General features: G+C 58.7%; 23 protein-coding genes and 3 tRNA genes. 17 read left to right on the top strand and 9 right to left on the bottom strand.

Annotated elements, in window-relative coordinates; all coding sequences use genetic code 11:
• Positions 1-152: 152 nt before the first annotated feature.
• Complete coding sequence (locus L6758_RS02880) at positions 153-1,082, top strand: serine hydrolase (RefSeq protein ID WP_237205352.1); 930 nt, start codon at positions 153-155, stop codon at positions 1,080-1,082.
• Here the strand turns inward: L6758_RS02880 and L6758_RS02875 are convergent.
• On the bottom strand, positions 1,042-1,614 hold the full coding sequence (locus L6758_RS02875; protein WP_237205351.1) for a DNA-3-methyladenine glycosylase I: 573 nt from the start codon (positions 1,612-1,614) through the stop codon (positions 1,042-1,044). The two genes, L6758_RS02880 and L6758_RS02875, sit on opposite strands and share 41 nt — an antisense overlap.
• A gap of 279 nt (positions 1,615-1,893) precedes the next feature.
• Between L6758_RS02875 and L6758_RS02870 the strand changes: the two genes are divergently transcribed.
• Both L6758_RS02870 and ettA read left to right on the top strand, forming a co-directional pair.
• Positions 1,894-2,463 carry a single-stranded DNA-binding protein gene (locus L6758_RS02870; RefSeq protein WP_237194058.1) on the top strand — a complete coding sequence of 190 codons (570 nt, stop codon included), beginning with the start codon at positions 1,894-1,896 and terminating at the stop codon, positions 2,461-2,463.
• 93 nt (positions 2,464-2,556) lie between these two features.
• Positions 2,557-4,236 (top strand): energy-dependent translational throttle protein EttA, encoded by a 1,680-nt coding sequence (gene ettA / locus L6758_RS02865; RefSeq protein WP_237205350.1) that lies wholly within the window; start codon positions 2,557-2,559, stop codon positions 4,234-4,236.
• Between the two features lie 60 nt (positions 4,237-4,296).
• Here the strand turns inward: ettA and L6758_RS02860 are convergent, their stop codons facing one another.
• On the bottom strand, positions 4,297-5,193 hold the full coding sequence (locus tag L6758_RS02860; protein WP_237205349.1) for an acyl-CoA thioesterase: 897 nt from the start codon (positions 5,191-5,193) through the stop codon (positions 4,297-4,299).
• Between the two features lie 116 nt (positions 5,194-5,309).
• Between L6758_RS02860 and L6758_RS02855 the strand changes: the two genes are divergently transcribed.
• Positions 5,310-6,002 (top strand): transcriptional regulator, encoded by a 693-nt coding sequence (locus L6758_RS02855; RefSeq protein WP_237205348.1) that lies wholly within the window; start codon positions 5,310-5,312, stop codon positions 6,000-6,002.
• A gap of 391 nt (positions 6,003-6,393) precedes the next feature.
• Here L6758_RS02855 and L6758_RS02850 read toward each other — a convergent pair whose 3' ends face one another.
• The 3 genes from L6758_RS02850 to pepN form a co-directional block, all read right to left on the bottom strand.
• A complete protein-coding gene (locus L6758_RS02850; RefSeq protein WP_237205347.1) occupies positions 6,394-6,849 on the bottom strand; it encodes a MepB family protein in 456 nt (151 codons plus the stop codon).
• A 78-nt stretch (positions 6,850-6,927) separates the two neighbouring features.
• Positions 6,928-7,386, bottom strand: coding sequence for a globin (locus L6758_RS02845; RefSeq protein ID WP_237205346.1), 459 nt, complete (start codon positions 7,384-7,386; stop codon positions 6,928-6,930).
• 55 nt (positions 7,387-7,441) lie between these two features.
• Positions 7,442-9,979, bottom strand: coding sequence for an aminopeptidase N (gene pepN / locus L6758_RS02840; protein ID WP_237205345.1), 2,538 nt, complete (start codon positions 9,977-9,979; stop codon positions 7,442-7,444).
• A 210-nt stretch (positions 9,980-10,189) separates the two neighbouring features.
• On the opposite strand from pepN, the gene L6758_RS02835 reads away from it, so the two are divergent.
• Positions 10,190-10,687 carry a ribose-5-phosphate isomerase gene (locus tag L6758_RS02835; RefSeq protein ID WP_237194042.1) on the top strand — a complete coding sequence of 166 codons (498 nt, stop codon included), beginning with the start codon at positions 10,190-10,192 and terminating at the stop codon, positions 10,685-10,687.
• A complete protein-coding gene (locus L6758_RS02830) occupies positions 10,687-11,565 on the top strand; it encodes an Fpg/Nei family DNA glycosylase (RefSeq protein WP_237205344.1) in 879 nt (292 codons plus the stop codon). Before L6758_RS02835 ends, L6758_RS02830 begins: the two co-directional genes overlap by 1 nt.
• Before the next feature lie 79 nt (positions 11,566-11,644).
• On the opposite strand, the gene L6758_RS02825 is transcribed toward L6758_RS02830, so the two are convergent.
• On the bottom strand, positions 11,645-12,337 hold the full coding sequence (locus tag L6758_RS02825) for a hypothetical protein (RefSeq protein ID WP_237205343.1): 693 nt from the start codon (positions 12,335-12,337) through the stop codon (positions 11,645-11,647).
• Between the two features lie 121 nt (positions 12,338-12,458).
• On the opposite strand from L6758_RS02825, the gene L6758_RS02820 reads away from it, so the two are divergent.
• Complete coding sequence (locus tag L6758_RS02820; RefSeq protein WP_237205342.1) at positions 12,459-13,208, top strand: HAD family hydrolase; 750 nt, start codon at positions 12,459-12,461, stop codon at positions 13,206-13,208.
• A gap of 128 nt (positions 13,209-13,336) precedes the next feature.
• Here the strand turns inward: L6758_RS02820 and L6758_RS02815 are convergent.
• Both L6758_RS02815 and L6758_RS02810 read right to left on the bottom strand, forming a co-directional pair.
• Positions 13,337-13,407: transfer RNA gene (locus tag L6758_RS02815), tRNA-Gly, on the bottom strand.
• Between the two features lie 5 nt (positions 13,408-13,412).
• Positions 13,413-13,483, bottom strand: a tRNA-Gly gene (locus L6758_RS02810).
• 168 nt (positions 13,484-13,651) lie between these two features.
• Between L6758_RS02810 and L6758_RS02805 the strand changes: the two genes are divergently transcribed.
• The 10 genes from L6758_RS02805 (at position 13,652) to L6758_RS02760 (ending at position 23,094) form a co-directional block, all read left to right on the top strand.
• Positions 13,652-13,726, top strand: a tRNA-Pro gene (locus tag L6758_RS02805).
• Positions 13,727-13,838: 112 nt separating this feature from the next.
• Entirely contained in the window at positions 13,839-15,137 is a 1,299-nt protein-coding gene (gene tig / locus L6758_RS02800; protein WP_237205341.1) for a trigger factor, read from the top strand.
• A gap of 317 nt (positions 15,138-15,454) precedes the next feature.
• Positions 15,455-16,465: a siderophore ABC transporter substrate-binding protein gene (locus L6758_RS02795; protein ID WP_237205340.1), complete on the top strand. Its 1,011-nt coding sequence runs from the start codon at positions 15,455-15,457 to the stop codon at positions 16,463-16,465.
• Positions 16,466-16,543: 78 nt separating this feature from the next.
• A complete protein-coding gene (locus tag L6758_RS02790) occupies positions 16,544-17,542 on the top strand; it encodes an ABC transporter permease (RefSeq protein ID WP_237205339.1) in 999 nt (332 codons plus the stop codon).
• Positions 17,523-18,626, top strand: coding sequence for an iron chelate uptake ABC transporter family permease subunit (locus L6758_RS02785; RefSeq protein ID WP_237205338.1), 1,104 nt, complete (start codon positions 17,523-17,525; stop codon positions 18,624-18,626). The genes L6758_RS02790 and L6758_RS02785 overlap by 20 nt, the downstream gene beginning before the upstream one ends.
• Complete coding sequence (locus L6758_RS02780) at positions 18,623-19,378, top strand: iron ABC transporter ATP-binding protein (RefSeq protein ID WP_237186140.1); 756 nt, start codon at positions 18,623-18,625, stop codon at positions 19,376-19,378. The genes L6758_RS02785 and L6758_RS02780 overlap by 4 nt, the downstream gene beginning before the upstream one ends.
• 168 nt (positions 19,379-19,546) lie before the next feature.
• Positions 19,547-20,167, top strand: a complete 621-nt coding sequence (locus tag L6758_RS02775) for an ATP-dependent Clp protease proteolytic subunit (protein ID WP_272878736.1) — start codon at positions 19,547-19,549, stop codon at positions 20,165-20,167.
• A 31-nt stretch (positions 20,168-20,198) separates the two neighbouring features.
• The gene (locus L6758_RS02770; protein WP_185174588.1) at positions 20,199-20,876 is read left to right on the top strand and encodes an ATP-dependent Clp protease proteolytic subunit; all 678 of its coding nucleotides are present in this window, start codon (positions 20,199-20,201) and stop codon (positions 20,874-20,876) included.
• Positions 20,877-21,106: 230 nt separating this feature from the next.
• On the top strand, positions 21,107-22,390 hold the full coding sequence (clpX, locus tag L6758_RS02765) for an ATP-dependent Clp protease ATP-binding subunit ClpX (RefSeq protein WP_135011138.1): 1,284 nt from the start codon (positions 21,107-21,109) through the stop codon (positions 22,388-22,390).
• A 77-nt stretch (positions 22,391-22,467) separates the two neighbouring features.
• Positions 22,468-23,094, top strand: a complete 627-nt coding sequence (locus tag L6758_RS02760) for a mycothiol-dependent nitroreductase Rv2466c family protein (RefSeq protein ID WP_272878353.1) — start codon at positions 22,468-22,470, stop codon at positions 23,092-23,094.
• Positions 23,095-23,305: 211 nt separating this feature from the next.
• Here L6758_RS02760 and valS read toward each other — a convergent pair whose 3' ends face one another.
• Entirely contained in the window at positions 23,306-25,942 is a 2,637-nt protein-coding gene (valS, locus tag L6758_RS02755; RefSeq protein ID WP_237205337.1) for a valine--tRNA ligase, read from the bottom strand.
• Between the last annotated feature and the right edge of the window lie 24 nt (positions 25,943-25,966).

The following is a 25,966-nucleotide window of genomic DNA, read 5'->3' as shown; positions in this document are numbered from 1 at the left end:
CGGCTGCCACACCGAGGATTTCCCGTCGGGGGCTAGATATATGCTTCCGGAGCATATACTTTCCGGAAACCTACAGGTCAATCCGTGAAAATCCGCGATTCCGGACACACTTTTTGACCCTTAACCCATACTTTCGGAATACACTAGAGGGCATGTCTACAGCCAACCTGCCTGAAACGCTCAGCGGCGCACCCGCGTCCGCCCCGGTCCTGCCCCGCCGAACAATGCTGGCAGGAACCGGTACCCTAGCCCTGAGCACCCTACTTGTTGCCTGTGGCCCTGCTGAAGAGCAAATCCAGCCCACCGCCACCGGTGATGAACACACCAACGAGGCCCACGACGTAGACATCAACCAGGCACTAGACCAGCTTGAAGCAGACTACGGCATTACCCTTAGCCTGGCGGTCTATAACCACGCTACCGACAGTCTCTTTTTGCACAAGGGTGACCAATGGACGTATGAAGCATCTATCGTCAAAGTCCCCATTTCTCTCACCCTGCTCAGGCTTGCAGCCTTTGAAGAGCGCGAACTGACTGACGACGAAAAAGCCCTCGTCGAAGCGTCCATTACCTACTCCGATAACAACGCAACGATTGAGATTTACCGCAGATTTGGGTCTGACGACGGGGAATCTACGGCCAGCGCCCAGTCCCTCAATAAGACCTATGAGCTGCTGGGTGTCACAGAGACCCGATCTGCCGGAACCTGGGGCGATAACCAAACCTGGGCCGAGGACCAGGTACGCATTATGCGTGCCATCATCGATACCGTTGAATGGGTCAACGCCGCCGACGCCCAGTTCCTTCTCGAAAAAATGGTTCCGCTCGACTGGTCACAAACCTGGGGCGTAGGCTCCCAATACGGGCAGACTGTGCTGGGGGAAGCTGTCACCGACGTATCGGTTAAAAATGGCTGGATCCAGGAAGATACTGGCGAATGGCATATCAACTCCGTTGGCGTTGTCAGAACCGAAAGCTCTACCTACTCCATCGCCCTGTTGAGCAAGGGGTTCGAAGACCAGCAGGCAGGGTACGAGGTGGCTAGCCAGGCAGCGCAAGCCTACTTTGACCACGCCGGCTAAGCGTGTGGGTTTCTAACCTGATATAGCCAGCGGCCTGAGCCACCGCGCATACCACCACCGGCCCTAAGCGTTGAAACCCGAGTGCCCGTAACTCACAGGCCAGGGTATCAGTTTCAGTGGTGGTGCGGGGGAGCGATTCGGCACCCGGGCACAGTAATTCCTCTGGAAATGCCTCAGCAAAGAGATCTGCTAGATTTACCCGAGACTCTTTCAATACTCTCGCATTATTGATGCAGGCCCGAAGTTTAGATTCGTTCCTAATTCCGATATCGCCCTTAAGGTAGGCACTGATATCGTCTTCAGCCATGGCAGCCAAACGGTCGGGTTGAAAACTGTGTAAGGCCCGGTTCAACTCCTCCCGTTTTGCTAGAACCGTAGACCACCACAGGCCGCTTTGAAACACCAGCAGGCAAAGGTGCTCGAACAGGGCCTCGTTGGTGCGCGGAACGTTCTGCCATTCCTGTTCAAAGTAGGTGCGGGTACGGTCATCCCGTACCCAGGTAGGCTCATCGGGAACAAGTGTATCGGTCACTGTGCTGCCTCCTTCTCGCTGGTAGCTGCGGACGCCCGCCCCGGTGCCTTAGCGGGGCAGGTGGTATGAGCCTAGAAGGATATGAGCGGCAAACAACAGGGGTGTGAACAAAAACCGTCATGAAAGCTCTTGCTCGCGTCACAGCTACACCAATTTTCTGACCTCCACCGTGCAATAGCAGCGCATACGTTATCCACAGCCACCATTTTTCTGGCTTATAGGCCTCTGCTGATGTAACCCTTGAGGCACCCGGTTCACCCAACAACTCAAGGAGGAGTCATGACCGACACCGTCACCATCCGAGGCTTTATCGCAACGGCGCCCACCCAAAAGTTCCTACCCAACAGCAATATCCCGGTAACAAATTTCCGTATTGCCTCCACACCTCGCTGGTTCGATGCCACCAGCGGCACCTGGAAAGAAGGCACAACCAACTGGTACACCGTCAACTCCTTTAGAGCCCTGGCGTATAACAGCGCCCGGAGCTTGCAGGTAGGGCATCCGGTGCTGGTTACCGGACGCCTGCGCGTCAAACAGTTTGAACGGGCGGACGGCTCACCCGGCACCAGCATCGAAGTAGATGCCACCAGCATTGGCCACGACCTCAACTACGGACTAGCCAATTTTGCCCGTGTCACCGACCGAAAACCGGATGTCGATGAGACCGACCGTAAGTTCAACGAACAAGTAGCCGGGGAACAAAAACTTAACCACGGCTATAGCTCTCTACCGGCTGTTGAAGAAGAATCCCAGTACAGCCATTCTCCCGAAAAAGGCCATCAGGTTTCTGACCAGGGACTCACCGATAAGGCAGCAGACGATGAGGCTGTTGAGGCTCTGACCAGCTAGAGGGCGGGGCAGGGCAAACTCATACCAAGATTCTTGGCAGATGCCCTGCCCTAAACCCCCAACAGCTTGACATCAACCGGTAGGCTTAAATGCATGGCAGAATTTATCTACACCATGACCAAAGCCCGCAAAACTGTAGGCGACAAAGTCATCCTTAACGACGTATCCATGTCGTTCTTCCCCGGTGCAAAAATCGGTATGGTCGGCCCCAACGGTGCCGGTAAGTCAACCATCCTGAAAATCATGGCGGGTCTCGATACCCCCTCCAACGGCGAAGCACGACTTTCAGAAGGCTACACCGTGGGCATCCTCATGCAGGAGCCCCCGCTCAACGAAGAAAAGACCGTCCTGGGTAACGTCCAGGAAGGCGTCGGCGAAATCTACGAAAAGATTGTTCGCTACAACGAAATCTCAGAAGAGATGGCCAACCCCGATGCTGACTTCGACGCGCTCATGGAAGAAATGGGCAAGCTGCAGGAAGCCATCGACGCGGCCAACGCCTGGGACATCGATTCCCAGCTGGAACAGGCCATGGACGCTCTGCGCTGCCCTCCCGGCGATTCACCCGTTACCCACCTCTCCGGTGGTGAACGCCGCCGCGTAGCGCTCTGCAAGCTCCTGCTCCAGAAGCCCGACCTGCTCCTGCTTGACGAGCCCACCAACCACCTGGACGCAGAATCCGTCCTCTGGCTGGAACAGCACCTGCAGTCCTACGAGGGCGCAGTAATCGCTATTACCCACGACCGTTACTTCCTCGATCACGTTGCAGAATGGATTGCAGAAGTAGACCGCGGTAACCTCTACCCCTACGAGGGCAACTACTCCACCTACCTGGACAAGAAGCGCGCCCGCCTTGAAGTTCAGGGTAAGAAGGACGCCAAGCTCGCTAAGCGCCTGGAAGAAGAACTCGAGTGGGTTCGCTCGAACACCAAGGGTCGTCAGGCTAAGTCCAAGGCTCGTCTGGCCCGCTACGAAGAGATGGCTGCAGAGGCTGAGAAGACCCGCAAGCTAGACTTCGAAGAAATCCAGATTCCCCCGGGACCCCGCCTGGGTAACGTCGTCATCGAAGCAGAAAACCTGCAGAAGGGCTTCGACGGCCGCTCCCTCATCAACGGTCTCTCCTTCTCCCTGCCCCGTAACGGCATCGTCGGCGTCATCGGCCCTAACGGTGTGGGTAAGTCAACCCTCTTCAAGACCATCGTTGGCCTTGAACCCCTTGACGGTGGCAACCTCAAGATCGGTGAAACCGTCAAGATTTCATACGTTGACCAGAACCGCGCCAACATCGACCCTGAAAAGTCGCTGTGGGAGGTTGTCTCAGACGGTCTGGATTACATCCAGGTAGGCCAGGTAGAAATGCCCTCACGCGCCTACGTCTCAGCCTTCGGCTTCAAGGGCCCCGACCAGCAGAAGAAGGCAGGCGTGCTCTCCGGTGGTGAGCGCAACCGTCTCAACCTGGCCCTGACCCTCAAGCAGGGCGGCAACCTGCTGCTGCTCGACGAACCGACCAACGACCTGGACGTCGAAACCCTCACTTCTCTCGAAAACGCCCTGCTGGAATTCCCCGGCTGCGCCGTTGTCGTCTCCCACGACCGCTGGTTCCTCGACAGAGTAGCTACCCACATCCTGGCCTGGGAAGGCACCGACGAGCAGCCCGACAACTGGTACTGGTTCGAGGGTAACTTCGAGTCCTACGAGAAGAACAAGGTTGAGCGTCTTGGCCCCGAGGCTGCAAAGCCGCACCGTGTCGTTCACCGCAAGCTCACAAGGTAATTGAGCTAAAAATCCCTCCCACCTTCACCGGTGGGAGGGATTTTTGCTGTATCTCTTGAATTACTGGTCGCGGTACTCGGGGAGCCTGATCATGGCTTCTTGGGTCACGGTAGCTACATGCACACCGTCACGGGTGAAAATCTTGCCTACAGAGAGACCTCGGGCGTCCTGGGCGCTGGGGGCTTCCTGTACCAGCAGCAGCCAGTTATCGGCGCGGGCGGGGCGGTGGAACCATATAGCGTGATCCAGCGACGCCACCTTCATGCCGGGTTCAAGCCAGGTCTTGCCGTGCTGCCGCAGAACCGGTTCAAGCTGGGTATAGTCCGATGCGTAGGCCAGGGCAGCCTGATGCAGGGCAGGGGCATCGGGCAAAGCCTCGAAGGTTTTGAACCAGACCATATTCACCGGCTGCTTCTCTTGGCTGGGAGTGGTGTACAGCGGGGAAGTCACATGCCTCACGTCGAAGGGGCGGGAGAAGGCAACCTTCTGGGCGATGGGGACCTGTAGATGCCCCAGTAGGTCCGCTGCGGTGGGCAGACTCTCGGGTGCGGGAACGTCCTGCGGCATACTGGCGCCGTGGTCTGGCCCCGGGGCAGGCACCTGGAAGGAAGCAATACAGGAAAAGATTGGTTGCCCGCCCTGGTAGGCCTGTACCCTGCGAGTGGAAAATGACCTGGCGTCGTTGAGGGCCTCGGCCCCGTAGGAGAGATCGCCTTCTACGTCACCGGGGCGCAGAAAGTAGCCGTGCAGGGAGTGCAGGGTTTTACCGCCGACCGTATGAGCAGCAGCCATCACAGCCTGGGCGAGCACCTGCCCGCCGAAAATACGCGGGGATTCCTTGGTGAGGGTCAGGGCGCTAAAGACATGCTCGTGGGCGGACGCTCCACCGGGGGTGAGGTTGAGCATGGCCAGTAATTTTTGGGTAGGGGAGAGACTTTCTAGGGTTTCGTGACTCATAGTTACACTCTCTCACAGGTAGCCCCATTTTTCTCATCCCACTAGAAGCGTAACTGAGTTTCTGCGATAGGGTGGTGGGTGACTAGACCGCATAAACTCGTTTGAAAGCTAGTGATATGACCGAGCCAAAACTCTCTGACTACACCGACTACGTTTACCTACCCGATGCTACAACTGCTCGTGACCTGGCGACCTATCTGACCCGGGCCCGTTCTGTGGATCCCCAGGCTGCCGTCCGCCTACAGGCTAACGGTGAGGTGCTGGGAGTGTCGGTGTGCGTGCTTGCACCTGAAACCCTGCTCGATTCGACGCCCACGGTGATTGGTCTGCGCGCTATCAAACTGGCCCAGCCTGCCGAGGTTGATCTCACGGTTGAAGCGTCGGCTCTTCTTGACCGGCTCGCCCGTATTGAAGAGGCCGGGCTGGCCCTGGCTCTGCCGCCGGTTACAGTGACCGCCCCTTGGGCCGGGCGTACCGCTCCGCGCAGCGGCTGGGATAAGAAAGGGTTTTACCTCTCTGACCATGCCCGGGCAGCGGCCCAGGAAGGTATTGCCGCGGTAGACGGGGCTCTGCCCGCTAACCCGGGGCACGCGGTGGTGGCAACCGTCCGCTCCCGTATCTGGTCATCCCCGCTGGCAGCCCCAGACACTACCGCTGACCTGCCCACCGGGGCTGCCTTCGCCCTGGAGGTTCTGGGATTCTTGCCTCCGCGAGCTACCGAACCCATGCCGGTTTTCACCAGCGGACGCTGGGCCCGCATCTCGGCTAGGGCGGGGCACGTACTGGTTTACTCGGCTACTTCAGCCTAAAAATCCAGCTACTGGGCCCGATTCTGCATGGCGTGCGCTGAACGTTCAAAGTAGTCCCACATTTCGGCGTCGTGCAGGGGCGATAGCTCCAGGGCGTTCACTGTCTCATGATGATGTGAAGATTCCCCGTGGCTTAGCCTTTGCCATCGAGGTACTAGAATTTTTACCCTCAAAATTTGAGGGCGCTGTACCTATTTACACCAGCGGGCAGCGGGTTCGTCTGAGCTCGCCGGGCGGTTTCGTCCTCACCAAAATATTGGGCTAATTATTCACCAAAACCACTGCTTCTAAGGTGTTGAAGAGCTGGGTGAAGAACCTGCTTACAGCCGCACCACTCCTGCACAAATAGACCGCTTAAGTATTTAGTTGGTCGGAGCTCAGATGCGGAGAATTACATGGCTGACCAATAATGTAGCTGCCAGCTTTGTTCTCGATGGGCTGAGGGGTTTAAATCGACGCACCAGCTAGGATAAACCCGAAACGCCATCTTTCCCCGTTTTCCTTCACTAGCTAGAATTCCTCGTTCGGCAAGTACCTTGCGTGGAAAAGAAAAGTAACCATGCAAGTGTCCATCTGAAATGAATACCAGTAGATAATCACAAAATTCTTTAGCGGTGAAAGGGATGTTCGAGCCTGTAGCATCTTTTTGCCAGAGCGCGAGAAAGTATCCGTTTTTCTTGGGCGTTTTCCTACCCATCCGTGACTGGTAGCTGTTTTCTGATGTGCTGAAGGTAAGAGCCTCGTACTCAGAATTGTAGGGGCTTGTGGTCACCTGTTGTATTTCGTCAATTTCACCGCTTTTTATCAGCGCGTCAAGAAATTGGAAGGAGCGGATTTTTTCTCTCAAGCTTTGTACCGGAGTGGCAGAATCTGGATGGGTTTTTATTGAGCACATAGTTTTTGTCCAGCGCAGCCAGAATTTTACTTATGAGTGATTCTGCATGGCGTGGGCTGCACGGTCAAAGTAGGCCCACATTTCTGCATCGTGCAGGGGAGCTAGATCCAGGGTATCCATGGCCTCCCGCATGTACTTGAGCCAGGTGTCGCGCTCCTTGGGGCCGATATAGAAGGGATTGTGGCGCATGCGCAGGCGCGGGTGGCCGCGTTCTGCCTGGTAGGTTTTAGGCCCGCCCCAGTACTGCTCAAGGAACATGAAGAGGCGGCGCTCTGCTGGCCCCAAATCTTCCTCGGGGTACATGGCACGGAACTCCGGGTCAGCTGCTACACGGGAGTAGAACTCGCGGCAGAGCTTCTCAAAAACCGGTCGCCCGCCTACCTGGTAGTAGAAAGAGCGCTCATCGACCGCTTCGGTCGCGGGTGAGGTCTGGACGCTGGCCTCGCCGGGTGCAGATAAGGGGCGGAAAGCTGGGTTGGGTAAATTCATACCCACCAGTCTACTCCCGCCCCTTATCGTCAGCAGTTACCTCATGGCTCAGAACCTAGCGGTCTGCGGCCTGAACCTTCAGCGCGCGAGCCAGGGAGTCGCGTCCTTCTGCTACCTGACGCTTGAGGGCGGCTGCGTCCTCAGGTAGGGCAGCGAGGTAAGCCTCGGCCTTATCCAGGACCTCTTGAGTGTAAAAATGGGGGAAAAGCCCGCTAATAATCTGGCTTGAAATCTCGTGCGAGCGCTCGCGCCAGAGCCCCTCAATGGCCTCAAAGTAGCGGTCAATGTAGGGTTCTGAGAACTCCGGGGCACCGCGGTAGAAACCGAGAATGGCGGAGCGCTGCACAATGTTAGACAGCTCGCCGGTTTCAACCACTGCCCGCCAGGTTTCTGCCTTTGCTTCAGCGGTGGGGATAGCAGCCTTGGCGGTGGCAGCTGCCTGCTGGCCGTTCGAGGTGTTGTCCTCGGCCAGGGCAGCGTCAATCTCTGCTGCGGTAACGCGTCCGCCCGCTGCCAGAGATCCCAGCAGGTTCCAGCGCAGGTCGGTATCAATCTCCAGACCTTCTAGAACGGTAGTACCATCGAGCAGGGCAGCTACAGCATCGAGCTGGTCTGACGTGTGGGCCAGGCGGGCGAAGGTGCCTACAAGCTGGAACTGGTTATCAGAACCGGCCTCAGCTGCCTGAGCTAGCTGCCAGATACGGTCAGCGGCCTCAGCTCGAACAGCCTCAGCGTGGGCGGGGTTCAGGTAGGCGCGCAGGGTGTTCTCAAGGTTGAGAAGCTGGGTGCGGACGGCGGTGGAGTTAGTCTCTGCCCCGATATTACCCAGAACCAGTTCAACAAACTGGCGGGCGGGCATCTCGGCATCGCGCACGGTATCCCAGAGCGAACCCCAGACCACGCCACGGGCAACGGATGAATCAATAGCACCCAGGTGGGCAACGGCGGTAGCACGGGACCGCTCATCGAGGCGAATCTTGGCGTAGGCCAAATCTTCGTCGTTCACCAGAATCAAATCGGGGCGCTTGGCACCAACGGCCAGGGGAACCTCGGTAACCTCGCCATCCACATCGATTTCTAGGCGGTCGGTGCGGGTGAGCACCTCACCGTCGAGATTGTAGAAACCAATGACCAGACGGTGGGGGCGCAGGGTCTCAAAGCCCTCAGCATAGGTCTGGCGTAGGGCCAGGCGGGTAATGGTGCCATCCTCTGCCTCTTCGACCTCGGTAGTGAGGGTGTTGACCCCGGCGGTCTCCAGCCAGAGCTTAGACCAGGCGCGCACGTCGCGTCCGCTGGTCGCCTCCAGCTCATCGAGCAGGTCATCGAGCACGGTGTTGCCGTAGGCATGCTTCTCGAAGTAGACCTTGAGGGCGGCCATAAAGTTATCCTGCCCTACCCATGCCACCAGCTGACGCAGCACAGAGGCGCCCTTAGCGTAGGTGATGCCGTCGAAGTTGACCTGAACATCCTGCAGGTCACGGATCGGGGCAACAATGGGGTGGGTAGATGAGAGCTGATCCTGATTGTAGGCCCAGGTTTTCTCTGAAGCTGCGAAGGTAGCCCAGGCCTCCGGTGCAAAGCGGGTGTTCTCAGCAGCGGCTAGGGTCGACATGAACTCAGCGAAAGACTCGTTGAGCCACAGGTCGTTCCACCACTTCATGGTCACCAGGTCGCCAAACCACATGTGGGCCAGCTCGTGCAAAATGGTGATAGCGCGGCGCTCAACAATCGCCTCGGTCACCTTAGATCGGAAAATGTAGTTCTCCAAGAAAGTCACAGCACCGGCATTCTCCATAGCACCGGCGTTAAACTCGGGCACAAAGAGCTGGTCGTACTTCTCAAAGGGGTAGGGAGTTGAGAACTGCTCTTCAAAGAACTCAAAACCCTGGCGGGTGATGTGGAAGACCTCATCGGCATCCAGGTACTCCATCAAGGACTGACGGGCGTAGCAACCCAGCTTCACCTCGCGGCCCTCGCTGTTGGTGAGCGAGGAATGCACGCTAGCGTAGGGGCCAGCAATAATTGCGGTGATGTAGGACGAGATACGCGGGGTAGGCGCAAAAGTCCACTTCTTGCCGTCCGCCACCTCTTCAACAGAAGTCTCAGGCTGATTAGACACCACGACCCAGTGGGCAGGGGAAGTCACAATAAACTCAAACTCAGCCTTCAAATCAGGCTGCTCAAAAACCGGGTACACACGGCGGGAATCAGGAACCTCAAACTGCGAGTAGAGGTAAACCTCGCCGTCCACCGGGTCCACAAAGCGGTGCAAACCCTCACCGGTATTGGTGTAGAGCATATCGGCATCAATCACCAGCTCATTGCTCTCAGCCAGCGCCGGCAGGGCAATACGCACACCGTCAGCAGCGGTCACCGGCACCGACTCACCATTGAGCTCAATACTGTGCACCGTATCGGTAATAGCGTCGATAAAGGTTTCACTCCCGGCAACCGCATCAAAGCGCACCACGGTACGAGAACCAAAGACCCGCTCACCGCGCGTTAGATCAAGCTCAACCGTGTACGAATGTACACGCTGAATAACTGACGCTCTCTTCTCAGCTTCGGCACGGGTCAAATTCATTCCAGGCATGAGGAATCCTTGTCAATCAAATCTAAAGTTAGAGGCCTGCTCACTGCACACAGCAGGAAACAAACCACACGATAGCCGCAGGTGACCTACAATCGTATAGAGGTCACCATGGCGCATACGCTCCCAATTCTATGTGCTCACCAGTGATTCACATAACTAAATTTCAGTGCGGTCAACCGGCCCCCACCCACCACGACCAAAGGAGACACCGTGCGTGTACACATCGCAACCGACCACGCAGGCCTAGAACTTAGCCACTACCTCATCGAAAAACTCACCGAGGCAGGCTACGAGATGGTCGATCATGGACCCGCTGAATATGACGCTCTCGATGACTACCCTAGCTTCTGCATTAACGCGGCGCTCGCCGTCCGTGCAGACCGTGCAGCTGGACTGGATTCCCTGGGTATTGTGCTGGGTGGCTCCGGCAACGGCGAGCAGATGGCAGCTAACAAGGTCGAAGGTATCCGTGCGGCACTTGCGTGGAACCACGACACCGCAGCCCTGGCCCGTGAGCACAACAACGCCCAGGTTGTGGCGGTGGGCGGACGTCAGCACACCAAGGAAGAAGCCCTCGAGATCATCAAGGTCTTCCTCACCACCGAGTGGACCAACGAAGAGCGCCACGCCCGCCGCATCGGCCAGATGGCCGAATACGAGCAGACCGGCGCCATCGCCGGTAAGCAGATCGACAGCTACGAGAACTAATGCCAGAAGGGCACTCAATCCACCGCCTGGCCCGCCAGCTCACCGACGTTTTTGCCGGTGCCCAGCTGGCGGTCACCAGCCCCCAGGGAAGATTTGCGGACGGCGCCGCCCTGCTCGACGGCCATACCTTCGACTCGGCTTTCGCCCACGGTAAGCATCTCTTCGCCCGTTTCTCCAACGAGCTCTATCTCAACGTCCACCTGGGAATCTACGGTGCCTTCACCTTCGGTGGAGATGAGCACTTTACGGGGGCCTCCTCGATTGGTGCTCCCCGTAAAATTGGTGAGCAAGAGGACCACCGGACTGAACTCTCCGCTGAACCTCCTGCACCCCGGCCGACCACCCGCGTCCGCCTGGTTTCAGAGCACGGCTGGGCAGACCTGGTGGGCCCCACCATCTGCCGAACCCTCACTCCCGAGGAAGTGGAGGAAGTACGCGCAAAACTGGGCCCCGACCCCCTCAACCAGGACGCCGACCCGGCTGCCTTCTACACTGCGGCGGCCAAGAGCAGTCGGCCTATCGGTGTGGTTCTTATGGACCAGAAGGCCATCTCGGGGGTAGGAAATATCTTCCGCGCAGAATCCCTCTACCGCACCGGCATCGACCCCTTTACCCCGGCTAAAGAATGCAGCCGCCAGCAGCTTGAAGCCCTCTGGAACGATAACAAGCACCTGTTGGAAATTGGTGTGCGTGTAGGTCGTATCATCACCACCGAGCCCGCCGACAGGCCCGGCATCCTGGAAACCGAGGCCTGGCCTGATCACGCTAACTACGTGTACCACCGCCAGGGCCAGACCTGCCCCCGCTGCGGGGCAACGATTGCGCTGGAAGAAGTTGCCGGGCGCAAGCTCTACTGGTGCCCGGGCTGCCAGCACTAGGTAACTAGCCTAGCTACACAGTCAAACGATACACATAAGGCCCCCGGTGATTACCGGGGGCCGTTCTCGTTGATGTGCTCTAGCGGTCTGCTAGGTCAGAGAGGTTAAAGCCGGTGGTACCGTCGGTGCACTGTACGCTCACCGGGCCTGTGGTTGTGCAGGTCATGCCCATCCAGCTGATGGACTGCCCCTCGGGCAGTACCGTGTTGGTCTTGAACCAGTCGTGTGTGGCAGCCCGCCCGCGGGCCTGCACCGTGCGGGGCTGGGTATCACCGGGCCCCATTGATACCGATTGCAAGACCCAGTTCTTTGAGTCATCGGTCATGCAAAATACACCGTAGGTCTGCATCAGGCAGGCTACCTGGGGGTCTGGGGTCTGGAAGACGACAGAGGGCTGGTCGGCAGCTGCAAAACTATAAGCTGCTGCGTCAGCCACCGGGGTTCCCGTGACGAGATCGGTGGTCACTAGAGAAACCGGGTCGATGGTAAAGCCGTCGTTGACCGGGGGAGTCAGTGCCGTGGCGCTAGGGGAGGGTGCTGCGGTCTCAACCGCAGAAGGTTCTGCGCTGGCAGTTTCTGTTGTTGGCTCAGCGGTGGGGCTGGGGGTGCTACTTTCGGACGGGGCAGTGGTCGCACTGCTTGTGGTGCTAGCGTCAGTTTCAGCGGGGGTAGCGGTGGTCTGGCTGCTCCCGCAGCCTACAAGTGCTAGGACGCCGGTAGCGAGCAGGGCGCTCACCGGAATGAATCGAGCAGATAGGGGTGCTAAAGCCATGAAGAAATCAACCTTGCGGTAAAAAGTACGGTTATATACCCCAATATTAGGGGAGGGGGCTCGAGTGTGAAAGGTTATGCTTGTGAAGAGGAAAAAGCCATCATGACATCGAAGGGCTACTATGCGCGATACCGGATACTTGCTAGGGCAGGCCAACCTGGTGCTCTTCGACCTAGATGGCACCCTGCTCGATAGCGATACGGCAACCGCGGTGGGTTTTAACCGGGCTGTTCGGGAGTTTGGCTTTGAGGGGGAGATTGATGACACTCAGAGCTACTTCCAGGCCTGGGCCGATATTCAGCGCGAGGATTTTCAGCGCTATTTGGCCGGTGAGCAGGTTTTTGACGAAAATCGCCTGTTTCGCACGTCGAGTCTCTTGCACCTGATGACCGGGGAGCAGCAGAGCGCTGACCGGGCTCAGAAGTTTTTGGTGACCCTACAGGAGGAAACCCGAAAGGCCTGGGCTCCTTTTGCTGAGGTTGATCGATTTTTTGAGGAGCTCGGCCGCAGGTTTGGGCATCTGCAGGTGGCGGTGATCTCTAACGGTTCTCAGCTGACTGAGCAGAAGAAGCTTGATGCTATTGGTCTGCACGATATGCCCCTGTTTTCTTCGGAGCGGGTGGGCATGAGTAAGCCCGACCCATACCTATTCCGGTTTGTATGTGCCCAGCTGGAGGTGGACCCGGCTTTTGCGGTGCATGTGGGCGATAACTATATTGCGGACGTCGCCGCCCCGGCTCGGGCGGGCCTGCAGGCTGCCTGGGTTAACCGGCATCGCCGTGGTCAGAAGTTGCCGCGGGGTACAGTGAAGGTGCGCGACCTAGTGGAGCTGTTGGACGCGCCTGCTCCTATTGCTCGCCGTTTTTTCTAGGGAAGCAAAAACGGTCACTCCGAAGAGTGACCGTGAAGCGAGCGGCTGACGGGATGGAAGCACCGGGTGCGAGTGAACGAGCACTCAAGAGGTGCTGGAATGACTTCCGCCAGTCCCGAGCGATAGCGAGCGGCTGACGGGAATCGAACCCGCGTATCAGGCTTGGGAAGCGTGCGCTCTACCATTGAGCTACAGCCGCGTGAGAGGGGATGACGGGAATCGAACCCGCGTAATCAGTTTGGAAGACTGAGGCTTTACCATTAAGCTACATCCCCGAATGGGATGCCCAGCGTTGTGGACGTATTCCAGTAAACCTGGTCGAACGGGGCCTTGTCAAATCAGGGTGGCGCTGGCGTTTCTCAACACGCCCTGGGCGTAATCGGGGTGCGAGTTAGGTTTTGGGAGCTGGAACCGCTAAACTGGGTGGTGCCTTCCGTGCAAATCGGGGTGTGGCGTAGCTTGGCTAACGCGCCTGCTTTGGGAGCAGGAGATCGCAGGTTCGAATCCTGTCACCCCGACGTGAAATAGAACGACCCGCCGGAAACGGCGGGTTTTTCTATAGAACGTTATATCTAGCCCCACTCTTTTCCGGGTGGCGGTTCCAATCAAGTTATCAGGAGATCAACGGACGTGAAGACTGCCGTCGAGAAGATCAACCCGACCCTCGCAAAGATTGAGGTCGAGGTTCCCTTCGCTGAGTTCAAGACCTACCTTGACCGTACCTACAAGTCACTGGCTAACCAGATTTCGGTTCCCGGTTTCCGTAAGGGCAAGACCCCCAAGGCTCTCATCGATCAGCGTGCAGGCTTTGACTTTGTTGTCGAGAACGCTCTGAACGATGCTCTGAACAGCTACTACTCACAGGCTCTCGCTGAGAACGAGCTGACCCCCCTGGCACAGCCCGAGCTCGATATTGTGTCCAAGCCTGAAGAGGGCAACCGCGAAGCTGACGTGAAGCTGACCATTGAGGTCACCGTCCGCCCCGAGATCGAACTGCCTGACTACTCAGGCATCAAGGTTGAGGTTGCCAGCGTAGAGGTTACCGAAGAAGACGAGCAGAAGGCACTCGATGCCCTGCGCGGCCGCTTCGGCACTCTGAAGGCTGTTGACCGCCCTGCAGCTGACGAGGACTTCCTGACCATCAACATCGCCGCTGAAATTGACGGTGAAGAGGTTGACGCTGCTAACGACCTGTCCTACCAGGTTGGCTCCGGCACCATGCTGGACGGTCTGGACGAGGCTGTTCTCGGTCTCTCCGCTGGCGAGGACGCCACCTTCGTCACCAAGCTTGCCGGTGGCGAGCACGCAGGCGAAGAAGCAACCGTTAAGGTTGAGGTCACCGCTGTGAAGGAGCGCGAGCTGCCCGAGGCTGACGACGACTTCGCTCAGCTGGCTTCAGAATTCGACACCATTGCTGAACTGAAGGAAGACCTGAAGAAGCAGGCTGCTGATTCCAAGGTTGCCGAGCAGGGTGCAGAAGCACGCGACAAGGTTCTTGATGCTCTGGTTGAACTGGTTGAAATCCCCGTTCCCGAGAAGGTTATTGAAGACCAGCTGGCTCAGCACTTTAACGCTCCCGGCCAGGACGATGACCACGACACCGAAGAGCACCGCGCAGAGGTTCGCGAGAACACCGAGCGTGCTTTCAAGAACGAAATCATCCTCGACGCTATTGCTGAGAAGGAAGAAGTTTCTGTCGAGCAGGCTGAGCTCATCGATTACATCATCACCATGAGCCAGCAGTACGGCATGGACCCCAACCAGTTCGCTCAGATGCTCGACGGCTCAGGCCAGTCCGGCATGATTGTTGGCGAGGTTCGCCGTTCAAAGGCTCTGGCAGCTGTTCTGGCTCAGGCTGAGGTTAAGGACGCCGACGGCAAGGCCGTTGACCTCTCCTCTTTCCTGGGTGAGACCGCAGAAGCCGAATAAGTTTTTGCCTCTTGAGGCTCTAAAACTTTTCTAGCACAAGCCCCCGCAAGGCCCTGATTGGGTTCTTGTGGGGGCTTTGTGCTGCCTGCGGGGAAAACCCGTGGGAAAAGGCGGACGCGGGCGCCGGCGTCCACTGCCTAAAAGAGGATGACCTGGGTGATTGGAAGTCAAATACAGCAAATAAGTTAAAAAAATATTTCGTAATAGGGGTTTTGAGGTTGATAAGTAAGGTGGGGCTAACTAATCTTAGGTAAGTCAAGCCTTACAAGATGTTGAGGCCTACCAAGTACACACCACGAACAGATATAGGAAAACCCGTGAAGGCCAACCGTATCTCCCTGCTCGCAGCCACCTCCGTTGTAGCACTGGCGCTCACCGCCTGTGGCGCGGGCACCACCGACGCATCCTCTGAATCCAGCGCGTCCACCTCAGCTTCTGCCAGCCAGTCAGCTGGCACCGTTACCGTCACCGATAACTACGGTGAGGTCACTGTGACCGTTCCCCCTCAGAAGGTCGCCGCAACCGATAACCGCACCTTTGAGGTTCTCGAGTCTTGGGGTGTTGACCTGGTGGCAGCCCCCATCACCCTGATTCCTGCAACCGTCGAGACCTACAAGAACGACTCCTCCATCACCGATATCGGAACCCACCGCGAGCCCAACCTGGAGCTGCTCGCTGCTGAAGAGCCCGACCTGATCGTCAACGGTCAGCGCTTCTCCCAGCACTACGACGCCATCAAGGAACTGAACCCCCAGGCCGCCATTCTCGAACTTGAACCCCGTGACGGCCATCCCCTTGACGAAGAGCTCAAGCGCCAGGTCACCGTACTGGGCGAGGTTTTCGGCAAGCAGGCTGAAGCCGACCAGCTCATCGCAGACTTCGATGCTGCTCTAGCCCGCGCTAAGGCCGCCTACGACGGCGAATCCACCGTTATGGCCGTCAACGTCTCCGGCGGCGAAATCGGCTACATTGCCCCCTCCATCGGCCGCACCTACGGCCCCGTCTTCGACATGCTGGGTCTCAAGCCCGCCCTCGAAGTTGAAGGCTCCTCTGACAACCACCAGGGTGACGATATCTCGGTTGAAGCTATCGCAGAAGCCAACCCCGACTGGCTGCTGGTTCTTGACCGCGATGCTGGCACCAGCACCGATGAAGGTTCACCCGCTGCCGCAGACGTCATCGCCGGTAGCTCAGCCCTGGCCAACGTCACCGCAATCACCAAGGACCAGATCGCCTACGCTCCGGCTGATACCTACACCAACGAATCCATCATCACCTACACCGAGATCCTCAATGATCTTGCCGATAAGTTCGAAGCCGCCAAGTAAGGCACCGGCTGAGACCCTATAACCGATGAAAAAGGAGTCATCCTGCCCTCGCGGCGGGGTGACTCCTTGAGGGCTTTTATGACGACCACCGAAACCACCCGAGTTAGCCGCACCAGGAATTCCCTGGTCAGCGGCAAATTCCTGCTAGCCAGCCTGGGAATTGTTGCCCTGCTCGTGCTCTCCTTGTTCACGGGGGAGTACGACATCTTCAACAAGGCTGACGGCGCTGCCATGTTTGCCATCACCCGCATACCTCGAACCATTGCCCTGGTGCTGGCCGGGGCAGCCATGGCCATGTGCGGGCTTGTGATGCAGATGTTGACCCAGAACAAGTTCGTGGAACCCACCACCACCGGTACCACCGAATGGGCAAGTCTGGGCCTGCTCTTTATGCTCTATTTCTTCCCGGCAGCAAACCTCTTGCAGCAGATGACGGCGGCAATCGTCTTTGCTTTTATCGGGTCGATGGTCTTCTTCCTCTTCTTGCGCAGGGTTTCACTCAGGTCATCCCTGATTGTTCCCATCGTGGGCATGATGCTGGGTGCCGTTGTTTCGGCCTTCACCACCTTCTTTGCCCTCCAGACCAACCTGCTGCAGAACCTTGGTGTGTGGTTCGCGGGCAGTTTTACGTCTGTGATTAAGGGGCAGTACGAGGTGCTCTGGCTGGTGCTCCTGGTGGTCGCCGTCATTTTCTGGTATGCCGACCGTCTGACCGTTGCCGGCCTGGGCCAGGAATTCGCCACGAACGTAGGGCTCAATTACGCCCAGATTATGCTGGTAGGTACCGTCCTGATTGCTATCGCCACCGGTGTGGTGACCGTGGTGGTTGGGTCCCTGCCCTTCTTGGGACTAATTGTTCCCAACATCGTCAGCATGTTCCGCGGTGATGACCTGCGCTCTAACCTACCCTGGGTTGCCCTGACCGGTATCGGGGTCGTGACTATCTGCGACCTGATTGGGCGCACTATTATCGCCCCCTTCGAAATCCCGGTGTCGGTGATTCTGGGTATCGTGGGTGCTCTTGTTTTTATTGGTCTGATTGTGAAGGGGCGGCCCCGTGTATCAGCAGGCAAGTAAAGAAAGCCGGGTGGGTGCGTCCGCCCTGCCCGTGATGAGCGCCGGTGCGGACGCCCGCCCCGCCTCCCGCAGGGCAGGCACCTCCCGTAGCGCTGGGGCCTTCAAGACCCCGGCTGCTGCCCGCACCTACTGGGTGCTCCTGGCAGCGCTCACCGCTGCAGCTGCGCTGGCAGCCTTTGGGCTCTTGGCCTACGCCAACCCCTTTGAGACCGGCACTCACAAGTGGTGGCTCATTGCTGAACGCCGCTCCAACGCCCTGATCGCGATGGCTGTAGCCGCTGTCTGCCAGGCTGTAGCAACGGTGGCTTTTCAGACGGTGACCAACAACCGCATCATCACCCCCGGTATTCTGGGCTTTCAGGCCCTCTACGCCGCGATTCATACAGCAACCATCTATTTCGCCGGGGCCGCCGGGCTGATTGCTGCCCGCACCCTCGACACCTTTATTTTCCAGCTGGTCATGATGGTGGCCCTGAGTCTCTTGCTCTACTCCTGGCTGCTGACCGGCAAACGGGCCAACATGCACGTCATGCTCCTGGTCGGTGTGGTACTGGGTGGGGGACTGGGGTCAGTCTCAACCTTCATGCAGCGTATGCTGACCCCCAGCGAGTTCGATATTCTGACCGCCCGCCTCTTTGCCTCGGTCAACAACGCCGACCCCGCCTACTACCCGGCAGCCCTGCCACTAGTCGTCCTGAGCGTTGCGGTGCTCTACGCAAAGTCCCGCACCCTCAACGCTCTCTCCCTGGGCGCACCCGCGGCTACCAACCTGGGGATTAACCACCGCCGCGAATCCATTATCGTGCTGGTCATCGTCGCTATCATGATGGCGGTCTCCACCGCCCTGGTCGGCCCGCTGACCTTCCTCGGCTTCTTGGTAGCGACCCTCACCTACCAGTTCGCCGACACCTACGACCACCGCTACCTCTTCCCCATGGCAACCGTGCTCTCCTTTGCCATTCTGGCGGTCTCCTACTTCATCATGAACCACATCTTCTCAGCCCAGGGCGTGGTGGGTATTATCATCGAGCTCATCGGTGGCCTCACCTTCCTGATCGTGATTCTTCGAAAGGGCAAACTATGATCACCCTCCACCAGGTCGCTAAAAGCTACTCCGGTGAAACCAACATCGGCCCGGTCGATGTTCAACTGCCCGCAGGCGGAATCACCGCCCTGGTCGGCCCTAACGGTGCCGGCAAGTCCACCCTGCTCACCATGGTGGGCCGTCTACTCGATATTGACGCAGGCACCATCGAAATCGGTGGCCTGAATGTGGCCACCACCAAGTCCAAAGACCTGGCCAAAGTCGTCTCGATTCTGCGGCAGGAAAACCACTTCGTCACCAAACTCACCGTGCGCCAGCTGGTGGGCTTCGGGCGCTTCCCCTACACCGGGGGCCGACTCACCGCTGAAGACGAAGAGATCATCTCCCGCTACATCGACTTCCTTAACCTCACCACCCTCGAAAACCGCTACCTCGATGAACTCTCAGGCGGCCAGCGGCAGCGGGCCTACGTAGCCATGGTGCTCTGCCAGGAAACCGACTACGTACTTCTTGATGAGCCCCTCAACAACCTCGATATCTCCCACTCTGTGCAGATGATGCAGCACCTGCACAACGCCGCCCGCACCCTGGGCCGCACCATCATCGTGGTACTGCACGACATCAATTTCGCCGCCCGCTACGCCGACTACATCTGCGCTATCAAGGACGGCAAACTAGCCCGCTTCGGAACCGTTGCAGAGATCATGCAAGATGACCTGCTCACCGATATCTTCAACACCCCCATCCAGGTGATCCAGGGCCCCAACGGTCCCATCGCCTGCTACCACTAGGCCCCGTGCCCGCTCGCTCTTGCTCACAGCGTAGCGGGCACATGCCAACAGCGAACTGAGGGGCAAAAGGCAATTTTTGGAGCCCCAAAAGCGATAACCTAAGTGTCAAGCAAATCTTTGGCACCGGCGTCCGCGCGGGTGCTGCAACCGACACAAGGAGCGGAACACATGTCCTTCATCCCTGAAGCACACCAGGCACCCGCCATGGAAACCCCCATGGGCGGCCAGGACGACTACGTCTACAACCGCCTGCTCAAGGAACGCATCATCTGGCTGGGCTCCGAGGTGCGCGACTCCAACGCCAACCGTATCTGCTCCCAGCTCCTGCTGCTCTCAGCTGAAGACCCCGAGGCAGATATCTACCTCTACATCAACTCACCCGGCGGCTCCGTCACCGCGGGCATGGCCATCTACGACACCATGCAGCTGATCCCCAACGACGTTGTCACCGTCGTCACCGGTATGGCAGCCTCCATGGGCCAGTTCCTACTCACCGCAGGTGCCCCCGGTAAGCGCTACGCCACCCCCAACGCCCGCATCCTCATGCACCAGCCCTCCGGTGGCATCGGCGGCACCGCCTCCGACATCCGCACCCAGGCCCAGCTGATTCTCGACATGAAGAAGCGCCTGAGCGAAATCACCGCAGAGCGCACCGGCCAGACCGTTGAAACCATCCTGCGCGATAACGACCGCGACAACTGGTTCACCGCCGAAGAAGGCCTGGCCTACGGCTTCTTCGACAAGATTCTCGACAAGATCGGCCCGGCCACCAGCGCCACCGACAAGTAAACCGGCACAGAACTTTTTACAGGAGAAACGAATGATTCACCTTCCTTCATCAACCGCACCTGCCGGTATGCCCACCGACCGCTACGTGCTCCCCAACTTCGAAGAGCGCACCCCCTACGGCTACAAGCGCCAGGACCCCTACGCCAAGCTCTTTGAAGACCGCATCATCTTCCTGGGCGTGCAGGTCGACGACGCCTCAGCTGACGACATCATGGCCCAGCTGCTGGTACTTGAGTCCCAGGACCCCGACCGCGACATCACCCTCTACATCAACTCACCCGGTGGCTCCTTCACCGCGATGACTGCTATCTACGACACCATGCAGTACATCCGCCCCGAAATTCAGACCGTCTGCCTGGGCCAGGCTGCCTCAGCTGCCGCCGTCCTGCTGGCAGCAGGTACCCCCGGTAAGCGCCTTGCTCTGCCCAACGCCCGCGTGCTGATTCACCAGCCCGCCCTCTCGGGTCAGCAGGGTGGCCAGGCTTCTGATATTGAGATCCACGCTAACGAGGTTATGCGTATGCGCGAGTGGACCGCCCAGACCCTGGCCCTGCACTCCGGCAAGACCTTTGAAGAGGTCGATAAGTCCATCGAGCGCGATAATATCCTTACCGCTAAGGGTGCCCTTGAGTACGGCATCGTTGACCAGGTGCTTGAATCCCGCAAGGCCGTCAAGCCCTCCTTCAATACCGCCGAGAAGCACGACTAAGCACTGCTCACCTTCAGACTCGGTGCGGACGCCGCCTTCCGCCCCACCTGCCCCAAGGCAGGGAAGGGCAGGGGCGGCGTCCTTCTGTCTGCCAAGCGGTAGAGAAGGAATAGCCCGCCCGGTTTAACTGTTAAGTCATAAAGACGTAACCTTGCTTGAACCGTCACATGTTGGGCTAGGCAGGTTTTCACGGTAGATTAGGTAGAGGAACCCAAGGAAAGGTAGGGTCTATGGCTCGCCTAGGCGATAGCACCACTCTTCCCAAATGCTCATTTTGTGGGAAGAACCAGCGACAGGTTCGTAAACTGATCGCCGGCCCCAACATTTACATCTGCGATGAATGCATTGAACTGTGCAACGAGATTCTCGAAGAAGAGCTCGCCGATGTGAAAGATTTGGGTGCCGTTGAAGAGCTCCCCACCCCGCGTGAAATCTTTGACCACATGCAGGAGTACGTGATTGGCCAGGAGGCCGCCAAGCGTGCTCTATCTGTTGCCGTTTACAACCACTACAAGCGTATTCGGGCCCAGCAGAGCCCTGCCTTTGAGGCCAAGGAGCTTTTGGCTACCGAGGGCGAAGACGTAGAGATTGCCAAGTCTAATATTCTCTTGGTTGGCCCCACCGGCTCGGGTAAGACCTACCTGGCCCAGACCCTGGCTAAGAAACTCAACGTACCTTTTGCCGTTGCCGACGCCACCAGCCTGACCGAGGCTGGCTACGTGGGCGAGGACGTTGAAAACATCCTGCTCAAGCTCATCCAGGCTGCTGACGGTGATATTGAAAAGGCCCAGCGTGGCATTATCTATATCGACGAAATCGATAAGATTTCCCGCAAGGCCGACAACCCCTCCATCACCCGAGATGTATCGGGTGAGGGTGTGCAGCAGGCCCTGCTCAAGATTCTTGAGGGCACCGAGGCAGCTGTTCCCCCGCAGGGCGGGCGGAAGCACCCCCAGCAGGACTTCCTCAAGATTAATACCGCCAACATCCTCTTCATCGTCGCCGGTGCTTTTGCCGGTATCGAAGAGATTGTGGGCGGGCGAGTGGGCCGCAAGGGCATCGGCTTTGGCGCATCTATTGACCAGGCCGCTAAAGAGAGCGATATTCTCACCAAGCTCATGCCCGAGGATCTGCTCAAGTTCGGTCTGATCCCTGAATTTATTGGCCGCCTACCCGTACTGGCAACCCTGGGTAAGCTCACCGAGTCTGACCTCAAGCGGATTCTGACCGAGCCTAAGAACGCCCTGGTCAAGCAGTACAAGCGCATGTTTGCCCTCGACGGGGTTGAGCTGATTTTTGAGGACGCCGCCGTGGCAGCTATTGCCCGCCAGGCTGTTGAGCGAGATACAGGCGCCCGCGGTTTGCGCTCCATCATGGAGTCGATTCTGCAGCCTGTCATGTTCGATGTACCCAGCCGCTCAGATGTCACCTCGGTCATTATTGACGAGGCTGTTGTAGCGGGGGAGAAGGACCCCATTCTGGTGCTCGAAGCCCCCGAGAAAAAATCTGCCTAAAAGTCTTTCCCGCTGTCGGTGCCTCTGCGCGCTGGCAGCGGGCTCTTGTATCCCACCCCTGATTGAAAGGACAACCCGTGGCTGAAAATACCGTTGATTTTTGGTTTGACCCTACCTGCCCCTGGTGCTGGATGACCTCCCGCTGGATTAAAGAGGTTGAGACCCAGCGCGATGTTGCTGTCACCTGGCACCCCTTCTCACTCGCCGTCCTAAATGAAGGCCGCGACCTTGACCCGGGCTACCGCAAGCACATCGACAACACCTGGGGCCCTGCCCGCGTGGCTACCGCCGTAGCAGAGCAATATGGCCAGGAGAAACTCGATGAGCTCTACACCGCCCTGGGCGAGCAGATCCACCACCAGAAGAATAAGGAGGGCACCTACTTCGAGAAGGCTATCGAGGCTGCCCTGGCTGAGGTGGGCCTACCTGCTGAGCTTGCCCAGGTTGCCTTTACCGAAGAGTACGATGAGCAGATGCGCGCGTCCACACGTGCTGGCCTGGACTCAGCCGGTGGCGACGATATCGGCGTGCCCCTGATGAGCATCAACGGTGTGACTTTCTTTGGCCCCGTGATGTCACCGGCTCCCACCGGTGAAGAAGCCGCCAAGGTCTTCGACGGCGCGGTGGCCCTAGCCTCTTACCCCGGCTTCTTTGAAATCAAGCGCCCCCGCAACGTCGGCCCGATTTTCAACACCGAAAAGTAGTAGCGGGCGGGCACTTTATACCCTGTCACTGAATTTACGATAAGGCCCGGTTCCAGAAGCTCTGGAACCGGGCCTAATCTTTTGATGTGCAGCATTGTTGGGGCCGGCATACCCCCACAGGTGGCGGGCTGGGGCTGGCATGAATTGAGCGAGCGCCCCAGCGCGAGCTCAAGAAGGTTAGCCGCCTAGGGGGTATGCAGGCCCAGTAACATTAGCTTTCTTCTTCGGTAATCAGCACAACGTCAGTGACGGCCAGCTCGCCCTCTGCTTCGGTGAGGGTGAGGTCGCGGGCGTTACCTGCTGCCTTGAGGTCGCCGAGACCGCCGCGAATGCGGGTGATGTCTTCGGTTGAACCGGTGATGGTTGCGGTTTCGACCTCGGTGCGCTGCTTGACCTGGGCCTCTGACTTCGCCTTGCGTAGACCACCCAGGGCAGCTGCTACGGTGGGCAGGACTGCGGGGTCGGCGTCCGCAACCGCGGCGGCAAAGCCGTCGGTGGTGGGCCAGGGGGCGCGGTGCACTGAGCCTGCTCGCCACCAGGACCAGATTTCGTCGGTGACGAAGGGCAGGAAGGGGGCGAAAAGGCGCAGCATAGCATCGAGGGTGGTAGCCAGAGCGGCCAGGACGGAGGCCTGTTCTGCTTCGCCGACGTTGCCGTAGGCACGGTCCTTGATGAGTTCTACGAAGTCGTCGGTGAAGTGCCAGAAGAAGGTCTCTGAGATCTGCAGGGCACGGGCGTACTCGTAGTTCTCAAAAGCGGCGGTGGCTTCGTCAACGAGGGCAGCGAGACGGGCTAGCAGGGAGCGGTCCAGCTCGTTGGTCAGGACGCCCGCGGCAGCCTGGTCGGTGATGACCGAGTTGGCGGTGGCGCCCAGGCCGAGTACGAACTTGGAGGCGTTCAGCAGCTTGATGGCCAGGCGGCGACCAATCTTCATCTGGGCCTCGTCGTAGGCGGTATCGGCACCGAGCTTGGCGCTGGCAGCCCAGTAGCGAACGGCGTCCGAACCGTACTTTTCCAGAACCTCGTTGGGGACCACGACGTTGCCCTTAGACTTGGACATCTTCTTGCGGTCCGGGTCCAGGATCCAGCCGGAAAGGGCGGTATCGGTCCAGGGCACAGAGTTCTCCAGGGAGTTGGAGCGAACCACGGTGGAGAAGAGCCAGGTGCGGATGATGTCGTGACCCTGGGGGCGCAGGTCCATGGGGAAGGTGACCTTGTGCAGGTTCTCGTCCACGGCCCAGCCGGTGGCAATCTGGGGGGTCAGCGATGAGGTGGCCCAGGTGTCCAGGACGTCGGGGTCGGCGATGAAGCCGCCGGGCACGCCGCGCTGGTCTTCGGTGTAGCCGGGGGCGGCGTCCGACGCGGGATCAACGGGCAGCATATCTTCGCTGGGGACGATGGGCTCATCGTAGTTAGGTTCGCCGTCGGCGTCGAGCTTGTACCAGATGGGGAAGGGCACGCCGAAGAAGCGCTGGCGGGAGATGAGCCAGTCGCCGTTGAGGCCCTCGACCCAGTTCTCGTAGCGGGAGCGCATGAAGGCGGGGTGCCAGGTGATTTCGCGTCCACGTTCAACCAGGGCGTCGCGGCGGTCGGCGTCACGGCCACCGTTGCGGATGTACCACTGGCGGGAGGCCACGATTTCGAGGGGCTTATCACCCTTTTCGTAGAACTTAACCGGGTGGGTGATGGGCTTGGGGTCGCCATCCATTTCACCGGCTTCAACCAGCATCTCAACGACGGTCTTCTGGGCGGTGAACACGGTGGCACCTGCCATGCGCTCGTAGCGCTCGCGGCCCTCGGCGGAGGTAATCCACTCGGGGGTGTCGGTGGCGAAGCGGCCATCACGGCCAATCAGGGCACGGGTGGGCAGCTGGAGCTCGCGCCACCAGGTGACGTCGGTGGTGTCGCCGAAGGTACAAATCATGGCGATACCTGCACCCTTGTCGGGCTGGGCCAGGGGGTGAGCCTTGATCTCGACCTCAACGCCAAAGAGGGGAGATGTGACCTTGGTGCCGAAGAGGGGCTTGTATCGCTCATCGTCGGGGTGGGCGACCAGGGCAACACAGGAGGGCAGCAGCTCGGGGCGGGTGGTCTCAATCCAGACCTTCTCACCGTTCTCGCGGTGGAAGGAGATACGGTGGTAGGCGCCGGGGCGTTCCTTGTCTTCCAGCTCTGCCTGGGCAACCGCGGTGCGGAAGGTGACGTCCCACATGGTGGGGGCCTCTGCCATGTAGGCATCACCGCTGGCCAGGTCGTTGAGGAAGGCCAGCTGGGAGACCTTGCGGGAGTGGGCGTCGATGGTGCGGTAGGTGTGGGACCAGTCGACGGACAGACCCAGGGTGGTGAAAAGTTCTTCGAAGACCTTTTCGTCCTCTACCGCCAGGATTTCACACAGTTCAATGAAGTTCTGACGGGAGATACGGGGCCAGTCGCGCTGGTTCTTGGCGGGCTTTTCGGGAGCCTTGAAATCGGGGTCGTAGGGGATCGCGGGGTCGCAGAGTACGCCATAGTAGTTCTGCACGCGACGCTCGGTGGGTAGGCCGTTGTCGTCCCAACCCAGGGGGTAGAAGACGTTCTTGCCCTTCATGCGCTGGTAGCGGGCAATCACGTCGGTCTGGGTGTAGGAGAACATGTGACCTACGTGCAGGGAGCCGGACGCGGTGGGCGGCGGGGTGTCGATGGAGTAGACCTGCTCGCGGGTGGTATTCGGGTCGAAAGCGTAGGTCTTATTGGCGGCCCAGTTCTCGGTGAACTTCTTTTCGAGGCCTTCGAGGCCGGGCTTCGCGGGGACGGTAATTTCTACGGTGTTTTCTGCGGGCGTGTCTGTGCCCTGGTTGATTTCAGCCATGCCCCCTATTCTCTCACGAATAAA

Source organism: Rothia nasimurium (assembly GCF_928382285.1).
GTDB lineage: Bacteria > Actinomycetota > Actinomycetes > Actinomycetales > Micrococcaceae > Rothia > Rothia nasimurium_E.
The sequence above is the reverse complement of the archived record's forward strand: the minus strand, read 5'-3'. Positions and strand labels throughout refer to the sequence as shown.

Coding starts and splice junctions, on each gene's coding strand:
- L6758_RS02880 (WP_237205352.1), top strand. CDS start 153: ATGTCTACAGCCAACCTGCCTGAAACGCTCAGCGGCGCACCCGCGTCC.
- L6758_RS02845 (WP_237205346.1), bottom strand. CDS start 7,386: ATGAATTTACCCAACCCAGCTTTCCGCCCCTTATCTGCACCCGGCGAG.
- L6758_RS02855 (WP_237205348.1), top strand. CDS start 5,310: ATGACCGAGCCAAAACTCTCTGACTACACCGACTACGTTTACCTACCC.
- L6758_RS02825 (WP_237205343.1), bottom strand. CDS start 12,337: ATGGCTTTAGCACCCCTATCTGCTCGATTCATTCCGGTGAGCGCCCTG.
- L6758_RS02770 (WP_185174588.1), top strand. CDS start 20,199: ATGATTCACCTTCCTTCATCAACCGCACCTGCCGGTATGCCCACCGAC.
- ettA (WP_237205350.1), top strand. CDS start 2,557: ATGGCAGAATTTATCTACACCATGACCAAAGCCCGCAAAACTGTAGGC.
- L6758_RS02870 (WP_237194058.1), top strand. CDS start 1,894: ATGACCGACACCGTCACCATCCGAGGCTTTATCGCAACGGCGCCCACC.
- valS (WP_237205337.1), bottom strand. CDS start 25,942: ATGGCTGAAATCAACCAGGGCACAGACACGCCCGCAGAAAACACCGTA.
- L6758_RS02790 (WP_237205339.1), top strand. CDS start 16,544: ATGACGACCACCGAAACCACCCGAGTTAGCCGCACCAGGAATTCCCTG.
- L6758_RS02820 (WP_237205342.1), top strand. CDS start 12,459: ATGCGCGATACCGGATACTTGCTAGGGCAGGCCAACCTGGTGCTCTTC.
- L6758_RS02775 (WP_272878736.1), top strand. CDS start 19,547: ATGTCCTTCATCCCTGAAGCACACCAGGCACCCGCCATGGAAACCCCC.
- L6758_RS02860 (WP_237205349.1), bottom strand. CDS start 5,193: ATGAGTCACGAAACCCTAGAAAGTCTCTCCCCTACCCAAAAATTACTG.
- L6758_RS02830 (WP_237205344.1), top strand. CDS start 10,687: ATGCCAGAAGGGCACTCAATCCACCGCCTGGCCCGCCAGCTCACCGAC.
- clpX (WP_135011138.1), top strand. CDS start 21,107: ATGGCTCGCCTAGGCGATAGCACCACTCTTCCCAAATGCTCATTTTGT.
- L6758_RS02780 (WP_237186140.1), top strand. CDS start 18,623: ATGATCACCCTCCACCAGGTCGCTAAAAGCTACTCCGGTGAAACCAAC.
- pepN (WP_237205345.1), bottom strand. CDS start 9,979: ATGCCTGGAATGAATTTGACCCGTGCCGAAGCTGAGAAGAGAGCGTCA.